Origin of the sequence: Phaeocystidibacter luteus, from assembly GCF_008933115.1 — a bacterium.
Lineage (GTDB): Bacteria > Bacteroidota > Bacteroidia > Flavobacteriales > Schleiferiaceae > Phaeocystidibacter > Phaeocystidibacter luteus.
Genome location: NZ_WBVO01000001.1, coordinates 655,368 through 668,452, shown reverse-complemented (window position 1 = coordinate 668,452; position 13,085 = coordinate 655,368). Strand labels below are relative to the sequence as shown.

Annotated in this window: 11 protein-coding genes, 1 other RNA gene and 1 pseudogene; 8 read left to right on the top strand and 5 right to left on the bottom strand. The window is 45.7% G+C overall.

All coding sequences use genetic code 11. From position 1 onward, the window contains the following. Positions 1 to 104: 104 nt before the first annotated feature. Positions 105 to 761 carry a fructose-6-phosphate aldolase gene (fsa, locus tag F8C67_RS03030; RefSeq protein WP_151666311.1) on the bottom strand — a complete coding sequence of 219 codons (657 nt, stop codon included), beginning with the start codon at positions 759 to 761 and terminating at the stop codon, positions 105 to 107. 236 nt (positions 762 to 997) lie between these two features. Beyond that, positions 998 to 1,097, bottom strand: an RNA gene (gene ffs / locus F8C67_RS03025) — signal recognition particle sRNA small type. Positions 1,098 to 1,178: 81 nt separating this feature from the next. On the opposite strand from ffs, the gene F8C67_RS03020 reads away from it, so the two are divergent. The 5 genes and pseudogenes from F8C67_RS03020 to F8C67_RS03000 all read left to right on the top strand — a co-directional run. Next, entirely contained in the window at positions 1,179 to 2,774 is a 1,596-nt protein-coding gene (locus tag F8C67_RS03020; RefSeq protein WP_151666310.1) for an endonuclease, read from the top strand. A gap of 68 nt (positions 2,775 to 2,842) precedes the next feature. Further along, positions 2,843 to 3,403, top strand: a complete 561-nt coding sequence (locus F8C67_RS03015) for a DUF4199 domain-containing protein (RefSeq protein ID WP_151666309.1) — start codon at positions 2,843 to 2,845, stop codon at positions 3,401 to 3,403. Continuing rightward, on the top strand, positions 3,396 to 4,367 hold the full coding sequence (locus tag F8C67_RS03010) for a glycosyltransferase family 2 protein (protein ID WP_151666308.1): 972 nt from the start codon (positions 3,396 to 3,398) through the stop codon (positions 4,365 to 4,367). The genes F8C67_RS03015 and F8C67_RS03010 overlap by 8 nt, the downstream gene beginning before the upstream one ends. Continuing rightward, the gene (locus tag F8C67_RS03005) at positions 4,367 to 5,344 is read left to right on the top strand and encodes a glycosyltransferase (protein ID WP_151666307.1); all 978 of its coding nucleotides are present in this window, start codon (positions 4,367 to 4,369) and stop codon (positions 5,342 to 5,344) included. Before F8C67_RS03010 ends, F8C67_RS03005 begins: the two co-directional genes overlap by 1 nt. Positions 5,345 to 5,407: 63 nt before the next feature. Continuing rightward, positions 5,408 to 6,496, top strand: a pseudogene (locus tag F8C67_RS03000) (efflux RND transporter periplasmic adaptor subunit); the annotation flags it as partial. Here F8C67_RS03000 and xerD read toward each other — a convergent pair. After that, the gene (xerD, locus tag F8C67_RS02995) at positions 6,493 to 7,389 is read right to left on the bottom strand and encodes a site-specific tyrosine recombinase XerD (RefSeq protein ID WP_151666305.1); all 897 of its coding nucleotides are present in this window, start codon (positions 7,387 to 7,389) and stop codon (positions 6,493 to 6,495) included. The pseudogene F8C67_RS03000 and the gene xerD overlap by 4 nt on opposite strands. A 46-nt stretch (positions 7,390 to 7,435) precedes the next feature. Here xerD and aroQ point away from each other — a divergent pair, with 46 nt between their 5' ends. Beyond that, positions 7,436 to 7,861 carry a type II 3-dehydroquinate dehydratase gene (gene aroQ, locus F8C67_RS02990; protein WP_151666489.1) on the top strand — a complete coding sequence of 142 codons (426 nt, stop codon included), beginning with the start codon at positions 7,436 to 7,438 and terminating at the stop codon, positions 7,859 to 7,861. On the opposite strand, the gene F8C67_RS02985 is transcribed toward aroQ, so the two are convergent. Beyond that, the gene (locus F8C67_RS02985; protein WP_151666304.1) at positions 7,823 to 8,866 is read right to left on the bottom strand and encodes a glycosyltransferase family 2 protein; all 1,044 of its coding nucleotides are present in this window, start codon (positions 8,864 to 8,866) and stop codon (positions 7,823 to 7,825) included. The genes aroQ and F8C67_RS02985 overlap by 39 nt on opposite strands. Before the next feature lie 10 nt (positions 8,867 to 8,876). Beyond that, positions 8,877 to 10,364, bottom strand: a complete 1,488-nt coding sequence (locus tag F8C67_RS02980; protein WP_151666303.1) for a GWxTD domain-containing protein — start codon at positions 10,362 to 10,364, stop codon at positions 8,877 to 8,879. A 146-nt stretch (positions 10,365 to 10,510) separates the two neighbouring features. Between F8C67_RS02980 and F8C67_RS02975 the strand changes: the two genes are divergently transcribed. Both F8C67_RS02975 and ppk1 read left to right on the top strand, forming a co-directional pair. After that, a complete protein-coding gene (locus tag F8C67_RS02975; protein ID WP_151666302.1) occupies positions 10,511 to 11,014 on the top strand; it encodes a SixA phosphatase family protein in 504 nt (167 codons plus the stop codon). Then, positions 11,011 to 13,083 (top strand): polyphosphate kinase 1, encoded by a 2,073-nt coding sequence (ppk1, locus tag F8C67_RS02970; RefSeq protein WP_151666301.1) that lies wholly within the window; start codon positions 11,011 to 11,013, stop codon positions 13,081 to 13,083. The genes F8C67_RS02975 and ppk1 overlap by 4 nt, the downstream gene beginning before the upstream one ends. Positions 13,084 to 13,085 lie beyond the last annotated feature (2 nt).

Sequence of the window (13,085 nt, the reverse complement as noted above, 5' to 3'; positions counted from 1 at the left end):
TTCCTTCGCAAAAAAAAAGCCCTCCAAAAAATGGAGGACTCTTCTATAGTTGAACGAGTTTTGAGCAAGAGCCTAAAGCCTCAAGCCTATCGTCTGTCGCCTGTCTATTTATTCGACTTCGCGTGATCCGCCAAGAACTTCTCCAAACCGATATCGGTAAGAGGGTGCTTCAAAAGTGCGGTGATTGCGCTAAGTGGACCTGTCATTACATCGGCACCAATTTCTGCACACTCGATAATGTGCATTGGGTGACGTACAGAAGCGGCAAGAATCTCAGTGTCGTAGCTGTAGTTGTCATAAATCACACGAATCTTCTCGATGAGGTCAAGACCGTCGGTAGAGATATCATCGAGGCGACCGATAAATGGAGAAACGTAGGTTGCACCTGCTTTAGCGGCAAGTAGAGCTTGACCAGCAGAGAAAACGAGCGTGCAGTTCGTTTTGATGCCTTGATCGCTGAAGAACTTCAACGCCTTAACACCGTCCTTGATCATTGGAACTTTCACAACAATCTTCGGATTGAGTTCTGCAAGGGCCAATCCTTCTTTGATGATTCCTTCGTAGTCGGTAGAAATAACTTCTGCACTCACATCACCATCAACGATTTCGCAAATCGCCTTGTAGTGGTTGATTACATTTTCTTCTCCGCTGATGCCTTCTTTGGCCATTAGAGAAGGGTTCGTAGTTACTCCGTCGAGTACTCCAAGATCTTGAGCTTCACGGATTTGGTCTAGGTTCGCAGTGTCGATGAAAAACTTCATGCCTGATAGTTGAAATTATGATGCCGCAAAGATAGCAAAAGCACCACACCGCAAAAGCGTGATTTTGAAAGGAATGATACAGTTTTGAACAGCTGGATATAGCCTTAAGTCGACCTAACTTTTCTTCGCCTTTGGCAAAGAACCTTTTCCGAAGGGAGACGGACCTTGTCCGACAATCGGCGGACCTCATTCGTTCCACTAATGCCGAACGGAAACCTTCACTTTAGGGCACAAAAAAAGGGCAAGCTCCTCATATCACACCGCTTCGACCAGTTACCCTTGCTTCCTTCCGGACCTGGGGGAGTTCACCAGGAGCTGGTTGTATGAGACTTGCCCGCTGCAAAGGTACGTGAATAATGGAAAATCAAAAAGGAATCTATACCTAATTCTGCTGGGCGTTTGGCTATCTTTGGGGCTATGAAACAGACTGCCTTGAGATTCATGTGGTTGGCACTCATTTCTTCGAGTGCATTTGGACAAGCTTTAGAGGTATATCCCGCACAAATAAACTTCGGTTTTGTGACAGAAGTAGCTCCAGACAGCATCCAAATTACCCTGTATAATTCAACCCGTACCACGTTTACGGTTGACGCAGAGAAGCATATCTTGCCGTATGCCGATGATGCATTCAGGCTTTCTCCCTCCGAAGTTTCTATTCCCCCAATGGATTCGGCAACGGCCTACATCGTTTTCTCGCCGAATCAAAACCTGGATTACGAAGGAGAGCTTATCCTCGCCGATGATGGTCCGGGTGGATGCGCCATTCTTGAAGTAGAGGCGCATGGACGGTTTAGCAATTCGTATTACAACTCGACAGAAGGAAAAAGCGAGGAATTGCTCAAAACAGCGCTGAATACTCTACTAGCTCAAGGGTATGTTACACTCTCGTACAATGCAGCCCGCGATGAGATGTATGCCAACCTAGATAATGTCAATGGAGATGTTGAGTGCGTGTATACCGGACGAACCGCAACCTTCAACGATAGGACAGGCGCTAATGCCAACAACTTCAATTGCGAGCATACTTTCCCTCAAGGATTCTTTAGTCAGAATCAGCCTATGAGGTCTGACATCCACCACTTGTTTCCTACCGATGCCGGAACAAACAGCCGCAGAAGTAACCATCCCTTTGGTATAGTTTCAAATCCGTCATGGACAGGTGGAGGAAGCAAATATGGAAACTCTGTATTCGAGCCACGCGATGCCCACAAGGGTGCTGCAGCTCGTGCAATGATGTACTTTGTAATTCGCTATCAGGATTACGCCAATTTCTTTGCGCCACAGGAATCAATCTTGCTCCAGTGGCACGAACAGTTTCCACCTTCAGCATTCGAAACAGGTAGGAATAACGACATCTACGCGGTTCAAAACAACCGCAATCCTTTTGTCGATTACCCGCAATTCGCAGATCGTATCAACAACTTTGTAGCTAACTCTTCGGCTGATGTGAATTTCGATCTTCAGCTTGGAAACGATACCATCTTTTTGCCTATCAGTCAATCCGGCGAAAATGGAGTGTACATTTTTCGCACTGCAGTAGTCAACGCGGGCAACGAGCCAATCTTCGTTGACCCTCAGGCGTTTGCAACTACTGAATTGAATTACCGTGGCGCGAGCGGGAACCCTTCTACGCTTCTTCCAGGAGAGGTGAAGGAAATCGAATTTACTTTCCCGTATTCGCCAAGCTTCACGGCAGCAGATGGAATCACACTCGAAATATTGACGAATCTTCCATCGGGTAACGTGGTGATTCCTATTATCCCCACGCCATTCGCGCTTTCCGAGTCTGAGAGCTCACGGACAGACTTTGAGTATGCACGACCAAACCCAGCCTCAACTCGGTTCATCCTCGATGAGAGAGTGCAGAACTACGTGCTGCGCGATATCCGTGGAAGAGTGATCGATGAAGGCGTTGGGAATGAGGTGGACTTAAGCTCTTTCAATGCAGGTGTTTATCTGCTGGAATACGAAGGGAAAGACTTCTCAAGAACTGAGCGCGTTGTAGTAAAATAACTATCGACCTAGAAAGTTATATTTGCTTCTTTGAACCTCGAAAACCATAACCTTAGACATCTACTATCATGAATGAACATGTGAAGAAACACTCCGTACAATGGGGATTGATTGTAGCGGCAATTGGCATTTCTTATTATGTTGTAGCGTACTCAGTTGACTGGTCGCTCTATACCAATTGGGTTGCGGGACTACTCATTCTTTTTCTAAACATTGGACTTTTGATTGTTCCAGTGGTGAAAGTAAAGAAAGCCCAAGGCGGATTTTTGTCGTTTAAGGAAGGCTTTTCCGCATATGTGGTGGCATGGATAGTTCAGTCTTTAGTGAGCGTTACATTTAGCATTTTGCTGTTTAATGTTATCGATCCACAAGCGGGTGTCGAAATCAATGAAATGATAATTGACGCACAAATCGAGATGATGGAAGGATTTGGGATGCCAGATCAGCAGTTAGCGGAAGCCGTAGAGCAGCTTGAAGGACAAAATTCATTCTCTGTTGAAACACAAGTTACGGGGATGATAAAAGGGATAGTACTTGGTGCTGTCATCGGCCTTATTGTAGGAGCAATATTCTCGAAGAAGCGTCCATTCCTCGATAACGAACAGCAAGAAGAAACACTTGATGCCTGAATCATCAGTTGATATTTCCGTTGTAATACCACTTTACAACGAGGATGAAAGCCTCCCCGAGCTCCATGATTGGATCGCTCGAGTGATGGATGAAAACAAGTTTACTTACGAAATCCTCTTCATGAACGACGGGTCTACCGATCGTTCATGGGAGGTGATTAAAGAGCTTGCGGAGAAGAATCCCGAATGCGTTCGCGCCATTCGTTTCCGCAAGAATCAAGGTAAGTCTGCCGCCCTCAATGTTGGCTTCAAGCGCACCAAGGGTAGAGTAGTGATTACCATGGATGCCGACCTTCAAGATAGTCCTGACGAAATTCCTGATCTCTACAAACTCATTGCAGAAGATGGATGGGATCTTGTTTCAGGATGGAAGAAGAAGCGTTACGATCCAATTTCCAAGACTATTCCAACCAAGCTCTTCAATTGGGCTACTCGGAAAATGTCAAAAATCAAGCTTCACGATTTTAACTGCGGACTTAAGGCATACCGCGGCGAAGTTTGCCATAATGTGGAAGTGACAGGCGAGATGCACCGTTACATTCCGATTCTAGCTAAGAATGCAGGTTTTCCCAAAATCACAGAGAAGGTGGTGGAGCACCGTGCACGCAAGTATGGCGTCACAAAATTTGGTCTAGATCGATTCATCAACGGGTTCCTTGACCTCGTTACTCTTTATGTGGTTTCTCGATTCGGAAAGCGCCCAATGCATTTCTTTGGAATGATTGGGACGTTCATGTTCGTTATCGGCTTCCTGGCACTTTTCGGACTAATCATCTACAAGTTCAAAGAGCTTTGGGCGAACAACGAGCCAGGTTTGATTGCGGATAATCCGTTGTTTTACATCTTCCTAACTACCATTATCCTCGGTATGCAACTGTTTACCACAGGATTTTTGGCCGAATTGATGTCGAGAAACAGCGCCAAGAAACCGAACTACACGATCGACGAAACCATCGGCGAGTAATGAAGTTTTCACTAATCGTTCCCACTTTCGGTCGCCCAGAAGAGGTCACCGAGTTCCTCGATAGCCTACTCGAACAGAATCACCGTTCTTTTGAAGTCATTATTTCCGACGGTACGCCTAAGGATACGCTTCGTCCAGAGTTACAGCGCTTTGTAGGCAATGATGTGTACCCGCTGACCATCCACTACGAAGAGTTCTTACCCGTAAGTGCCGCGCGGAACGACGGAGCAAAAATTGCGAGTGGCGAATACTTTATCTTTCTGGATTCCGACTGTATTATCCCATCGGAGTATTTGAATCATATCGAGGCCTATTTGCAGGAAAACGATGCCGACATCTTTGGAGGTCCCGACGCTGCTCATGATGATTTCACTATTCTCCAGAAGGCGATAAGCTATAGCATGACTTCTATGCTGACTACTGGCGGAATTCGTGGGAAAAAGTCTCACGTGGGAACCTATCATCCGCGAGGGTTTAACATGGGGATGAAACGAGAGGCCTTCGAAGCAGTAAATGGATATTCTACATTTCGCTGTGGTGAGGATATCGAACTCAGCATCCGATTGATCAAAGCAGGGTATAAGACCGCATTGATTGAATCGGCACATGTTTTTCACAAGAGAAGGACAAGCGTTAAACAGTTTTTCAAGCAAGTTTTCCGCTTTGGAGCCGCTCGTGTGAATATCTGGAAGTTACATCCCGAAGAGTTGAAACTGACTCATTTGTTTCCGCTTGTCTTTTCCCTTGCACTCATCTTTAGCGCACTCGTACTACCCTTTCCAATTATTCGTTACCTAGCAGTACCGATGCTGGTTTACCTGCTTTTGGTTTTTCTCGATTCTACCCTTCAAAATCGCTCATTCTTGGTGGGGTTAAAATCAATCCAAACCACGGTTGTAATGCATTTTGGATACGGCTGGGGATTCCTGAAAAACTATATGCACTGGACCAAACATGGGAAAGGCATGAAGCTGTAACCGATTTTCTAATTTCGGTTTGCTACATTTGAAAAGCTACTTGATACCACCAAACAATCCGAGTCTATGAAAAAGGTCATTCGGACCGTACTACTTATTCTATTAGTCGGTCTAATCCTATATACCCTTTACTATCTCTACGCTAAATCTCAAGAAGATCCAATCGTTTACAATACCGAAACTGCTGCTTATCAGGATATTATCCAGAAAACAGTGGCTACTGGGAAAGTGATTCCTCGAGAGGAAGTAGAGATTAAGCCTCAGGTGTCCGGTATCATTGCCGAGCTCTACGTAGAACCCGGTGATGAAGTGAAAGAAGGCGATCTAATCGCTAAAGTTCAGGTGATTCCGGATATGGTGACCTTGAACAATGCCGAGAATAGGGTGCAAGTAGCTCAATTGAACTTCGACAACAATGAGCGTGAGTACAATCGTCAAAAGCAATTGCACGAGCAAGGTGTCATTTCTGATCGCGAGTTTCAGAACGTTGAGCTGTCGTACACCAGCTCGCGCGCCGAGCTCGAGGCGGCTAAAGACAATCTTCAGATTATTCGCGAAGGTGCAACACAGAAGTCGGGTAGCAGCTCACTTACGCTTATTCGCAGTACGGTGTCTGGGATGATTCTAGACGTTCCTGTGAAGAAAGGTAATCAGGTAATCGAGTCCAATACGTTCAACGATGGAACTACGGTAGCTTCTGTGGCCGATATGGATGACATCATTTTTGAAGGACTCATCGACGAGTCTGAGGTAGGGAAGCTTCAAACAGGAATGGAGTTGGTCATCAGCGTGGGAGCGATTCAGAATGAAACATACCCGGCAGAGCTTGAGTACATCGCTCCAAAGGGAACCGAAGAGAATGGTGCTATTCAATTCCAAATTCGCGCTGAAGTAAATCTTGATGATTCACAGTTCATCCGCGCTGGATATTCTGCCAATGCCGATATTGTTCTCGCCAAAAGAGATTCTGTATTGAGTGTGGATGAAGGACTCGTTCAGTACGACGACGAACAGCCATTTGTTGAAGTGATGGTTGGTCCACAGCAATTCGAGAGACGTGACTTAGAGCTCGGATTGAGCAATGGCCTCCAAGTGGAAGTGATCTCTGGAATTTCTGCTGAGGACGAAATCAAAGACTGGAATAGGAACTAACCTTTCCGATTGTACATCGGGTGGTCTTCAATAGCCGCACGGAGCTTATTGTCGTTCAAATGCGCATAAATCTCCGTGGTGGTTATGCTTTCATGTCCCAATAATTGCTGAACCGCTCTGAGGTCGGCGCCGTTGTTGACCAGCGCCGTCGCAAAGCTGTGTCTGAACGTATGGGGACCAATATTCTTCCTAATTCCCGATTTTTCTGCGAGCTGCTTAATCATGGTGAACACTGTACTTCTGCCCATTCGCTTCCCCCTTTTTGAGAGGAATACAATGTCCTCTTCTCCGTGCTTCGGATTGTTGTGAATTCGCACCTCATGGATGTATCGCATGAGCACTTTCATGGCTACGGAGTGAATTGGAACCAAGCGTTCTTTGTCGCCCTTACCGATGACGCGAATTATTTCGTCTTTCGGAAATAAGTCACTGAGCCTCATTTCAATTAATTCGCTCACGCGCAATCCACACCCGTACAGCACTTCGAGTATAGCCTTGTTTCTTTCACCCTCGTCCGTGCTCAAATCGATATTCGATATCATTTTATCGATTTCAGAATCCGTTAGATAGTCGGGCAGTTTTCTCCCAATCTTTGGGGCTTCTAAAAGTTCGGTGGGATCAGTTTTAAGGGCATCATCATAAACGAGAAACCTAAAGAGTGATTTTATGGAAGTGATGAGCCTCGCTTGAGATCGAGGAGAGAGACTTTGCTGGTCGGCAAGAAACTTCCGCAACACTTCAAGGTCTACCTTTTCAGGCGATACTTTTGCTTCCGTAGACCAGTCTGCCAGCTTTTCAATATCTCTAATGTAGGCTGATAAGGTGTTCTTACTCAAGCCTCGTTCGAGTTTGAGGTACCTAGAAAAATCTCGAATTGCCGCTTCCCAAGTCATGAAAGCAAGATATGAAGCACTATCTTTGAAAGACAACCTATTTGCCATGAAAATCCAAATCATCAACGGTCCAAACCTCAATCTCCTAGGTAGAAGAGAGCCAGAGATTTATGGAAATGAGAGCTTTGTAACCTTTTTCGAAAGGCTCAGAATGCGTTATCCCGAGGTCGATTTGTCATATTTCCAAAGCAATAGTGAAGGTGAACTCGTTTCCCAAATTCAACGTGCTGGATTCGAAGCTGATTTCATCATCTTAAACGGAGCAGGGTATACGCATACTTCTGTGGCTATGGCCGATGCCATTGCACTTATTCCCGCACCAGTCGTGGAAGTGCATATCAGCAACATTTACGCAAGAGAAGAATTTCGTCAGCATAGCCTGACCGCTCACAATTGTGTGGGTGTGATTACAGGACTTGGACTGGAAGGCTACTCACTTGCGATCGACTACTGTCTTCGTTCTGACAAATGATGACTGAGCAAGCTGACTGAAGTTCTTTAGTCCGCCTAAAAAAACCTGACGAACGATGCTTCGTTGATACACGCCTGTCAGTGGCCATGGGAACTGGCCGCTTCTTTCACGCATTATTTTGTTGAACATCCCATAGTAGTGGAAGTGTCCTTTCACGATCGCAATGGTGTGCTTAGGCTTGCGCTGAAGTAGAAATTGAATTCCGGCTAATCCATCAAGAATCAATCTCGAAAAGATGATAGGAAGGATTTTATGTCTGGGGAGGTTTTTGGTAAGCAGTACCAAGTTATTTCTGAAGTTCAGGTATGTCTTTCTCGAATTCAGACTGTCCAATGTGCCTCCGCCAACGTGATACACACAACTCTTAGGTTCCACCCAACATGTGTATCCACTTCGTTGAAATCTCCAACACAAATCAATCTCCTCCATGTGCGCAAAGAACATGGGGTCGAGTCCGTTGCATTCTTGATATGCGCTGTTTCTAACGGCTAGGCATGCGCCGGTAGACCAGAACACGGGCATGGCTTCGTCGTATTGGCCTTCATCTTTTTCGAGGTGACCGAAAATTCGACCGCGACAGAATGGATATCCAAGGCTATCTATGAATCCACCGCTCGCCCCCGCATATTCGAAATACTCTTTATCGTTGTAAGCTCTAATTTTGGGTTGAATTGCTGCTATGGAATCGTCTGACTGGAAGCGCGTCAAGATTGGGGCGAGCCAACCCGGTGTAGTTTCAACATCACTGTTGAGAAGTACGACAAAGTCGTGCTTGATTTCTTTGAGTCCCTCGTTGTATCCTCCCGCGTACCCGGTGTTGGTATTGTTCTCAATGATGCGGATTTCGGGATGGTTCTGTTGAATCCAACTGACAGAATCGTCGCTAGAGGCATTGTCAATTACGATAACCTCACCTTCAGGACTATCGTCAATGACTTTACCGAGAAACTTTTCGAGAAGGGATTTGCCATTCCAATTGAGGATGGCTAGAGCGATGGGCTTCATTCGGCCAGTATTATCGGCGTTCAACGCTGTTTGACGTTCCGCCGTTGATGATGGTGTTGTTGTTCAAACGAGAGCCAAATGGATCTTCGTTGTACTGACTTGAACTGGCGTCGGGATTGGTAACTGTTCCGCCTCGTGCAATTTGTGCTTTCCATTGAGGATCGTACGGTTCACCTACTGCACTTGAGTGAATCAAGCGATAATCTCTACCAGCAATCTGTCGGTTCACAAATATAAACACCTTGTTGGTTTGCGGAGCCCGATTAGGTGCGGTGAGACGGTTATACTGCCAGATTTCATACGGATACGTGTTGTTGTCAAACGCACGCTCTTCAATATTGCTAGGATCTCCATACTGAAGCCTTACACGCCCCATGTCGGTCTGATAGCCTCTGAACGTTCCTCCGCCATAGGCATCGTTCATCAGTTCAACTCGAGTCATGTAGTTTACAAAGGCTTCCTCTGTATTGTTAGGCGCATGTTGATTCCAAAACCCGCTTACAAACCGCTTGAGTTTCGTCGTATCTCCTTCTTCAATCAATGAAGCGGCTTGTAGTCGCTGTAAATCATCTTCGATAGGGAAGAGGCAATCCGCCAAGAATCGCCATTGCTCAACACCTTTGAATTTGTCGAGGAAATGCGCCGGAGCTGAATTCTGCAATACACTAATAAGTGGTGCCGCCATTTTCTGATTGTTCCTGCCAAAGAAGATGGAATCGCGTGAAACCACAGTGCTCCTTGCATCTTGAATTTGAAACTTGAATATGTAGTTGCCGGTAGGGAGTTGGCGGAGGTCTATTCGTTTTGTGATAGGTTGAAACGGCACGGCATCTAGTCGAATAAAGCCATACATGCCATCGACCATTTCTCCGTTTGTGGCGTTGTAAATACCGAACGTGGCGATGTGTCTTTCTACAGAGTCGGGCTGATAAAACTCCGTGTAAAATTGCAGAATTGAATCTTGAGTGGGGTAGTAGGCACGACGGCCCAATGATCTAGGAAAAGCCGGAACTCCGTAACGGATCCAATCTTCTGAAGGGGCATCGAGTTCTGTGAACATGAATCGAGAACACGTTTTCTGCGTAGGGGCAGCGATGGTTACGCTATCCTCAACTTCGATAGGCTCCATGCTGCCATAAAGGTCTTCGTATATGATTTGCACCTTCCAAGTTCCCTCTGGAACGGAGATTCTAGACAATCCTACAAGTGGTATGGAACCAGTAGTGTCAGTTATCACTCCTGTTGTGAGAGCTACTTTATCGAACGCAACAACGTCATCACCATCTAAGAACATGGTTGTGATTTCGAGGGCGCATTCGAAGCCTCCATTGCGGGGAGCAAATACAAGCGATCTACCTTCAGCGTGGTAGTAAACCTCCAAGAATGGTCCAGATTCGGGATGCCAGAATTGCTGGGCCGAAAGGTTCAAATAGGGATCTTTCGCCAAAGCACTAATGGACAGACAGAAAAGGAGTAGAAGTGTAAAGCGCTTGTTCATGTGCTAAAATTACGAAGAATGTGCTGTAGTAGTTGGTGATTACCGTCATTGCCACCGAAATCTGTCAGAATTGACAGCATATCCTTAACCTTTAGTTTTCATGGAAGTTTCGAATTATTCGCGTAATTTGAAGGAAACTGTGTCGCATGAAAACGGTTTACTTAGTTCGCCATGCCAAGAGTTCGTGGCAATATGAGGATATCGACGATTACGACCGCCCGTTGAAAGGGCGAGGAATCCGCGACGCTCACCTCATTTCTCAATGGTTAGATACCGAAGCGGATCGTCCACAGCTGCTCATAAGTAGTCCGGCTACCCGAGCGCTACATACGGCTATGATCTTCGCTCGGACCCTGAGTTTTCCTTTGGGATCAATCGACGTTGAAGATGATCTCTACATGGCTTCAAACGAAACGGTGCTGAGCATTATTCGTGGACTTCCTGAAAGTATTCACAGTGTGATGTTCTTTGGTCACAATCCGACTATAACCAATTTTGTGAACCGCTGTGTGGATCAAAGAATCGACAATGTTCCAACCTCTGGGGTAGTGTGCCTGCACTTCGAAGAAGAATCGTGGAAGGAAGTAGACGATAGGGCCGAATTGCTTTACTTTGACTACCCGAAAAAGCGGAAGAAAAGCAATTCATGAGCGACGTAAAAAGGTATGTAAATCGCGACCTAAGTTGGTTGCGTTTTAATGCGCGAGTGCTGCAAGAAGCGGCAGATACAGATGTACCCCTCATCGAAAGAATGAGGTTCCTCGGTATATTCTCCAACAACCTAGACGAGTTCTTCCGTGTTCGATACGCCTCCATAAAGCGTATGAATACACTCAAGGGGAAAAAGGTGAAGGAACAACTCGGCGGATGGTCTCCACAGAAGCTACTAAAGGCGCTTACAGAAGAAGTGATTCGACAGCAAGAAGAGGCGACACGAATCTACGACGAGCTCATTCTGGAATTAGAGAAGGAGAACGTTGTCATTCTCAATGAGCAGAACCTTACTCACGCTCAGCAGCGCTTTGTCCGTAAGTATTACGTTGAGAAAGTAAGTCCCTCTGTTTTCATTCTATTGTTGAATGATCGGGAAGAATTCCCAGAGCTACGAGATAAAAGCATTTACCTGGCTATCAAGCTCATTAGGAATGCTGATCCAGATAATCCGGTTTATTCCCTTATCGAGGTTCCGTCTGAATTGATTGGTCGATTTGTGCTTTTGCCTAAATATGGCAAGAACTACATCATGTTCTTGGACGATTTGATTCGATTCAATCTGAAGTACGCTTTCTTCATTTATCCATTTGATAAGATTGAAGCGCATACCATTAAGATTACACGGGATGCGGAGCTGGATTTGGACAATGATGTGTCTAAGAGTTTCCTCGAGAAGATTGAAAAAGGGCTGAAAGCCAGAAAGATCGGTGACCCTGTACGATTCGTATACGACAAGGAGTTACCGCGCGATTATCTGACGTTCTTCAAGGAGAACATGGAATTGGATAGCTACGACAGCTTAATTCCTGGTGGCAGGTACCACAACAAAAAGGACCTGATGAAATTCCCCAATGTGGGAAGGAGGGACTTGGAGTATCCGAAAGTTGAACCGGTCTATCATCCGGACCTTGACATGGAGCGTTCCATTTTGCAAGTCGTACGACAGAAGGACGTTCTTATTTTCCTTCCATATCACACGTTCAGCTACTTGATTCGATTCCTGCGCGAGGCGGCCATTGACCCACAGGTGGAAAACATCAAGATTACCTTATACCGCTTGGCGGATCAGAGCCGAGTAATCAGCGCACTCATAAATGCGGCTAAGAATGGTAAGAATGTGACAGTGGTGATTGAGCTACAGGCACGTTTTGATGAAGAGGCCAACATTGAATGGACGGAGAAACTTCGTGCAGATGGAGTAAACGTGATCAGCGGTGTTCCGGGACTAAAGGTGCATAGTAAAGTGGCCTTGGTCCAACGTAGAGAAGGTAAGAAGCTGGTCGATTACGCCATAATCGGCACAGGAAATTACCACGAGGGTACGGCTAAAATTTACACAGATTATCACTTGATGACGGCTGATAAACGCATCACGAAAGAGATCAGAAATATTTTCGAATTCATCCGTGCGAACTATCAGGTATTCAAGTATGAACATCTGATTGTGAGTCCGCATTACACACGTGAAAGGTTCATCAGTTATATTGATAACGAGATTGCCAATGCGAAGGCAGGTAAACCAGCTTCGATGTTCTTGAAGATGAATAGCCTGTCGGATTACGATATGGTTGAGAAGCTCTACGAGGCCAATAATGCTGGGGTGAAGATTCGATTGATTATCCGCGGTATTTGCTGTTTGATTCCGGGAATTCCTGGAATGAGTGAGAATATTGAGGCGATAAGTGTGATCGATCGCTTCTTGGAGCATTCAAGAGTATATATCTTTGAGAATGGTGGTGATACTCGATGCTTTATTGCGTCGGCCGATTTCATGACAAGGAATTTGGACCACCGATTGGAAGTGAGTACACCGATTTACAGCAAATCTGTATTGAGGGAGATTCGCGACCACATGGAGATTCTATGGAAAGACAATGTGAAAGGCAGAATTCACAACGCAGAACAGGACAATACATACCGGAAAGTTCCGGGACCTCGGATCAGATCACAAACGGCCATGGCAGATTATGTGGCTCAGCAATTGAGACGAGGAGGAAGGCAATAGTA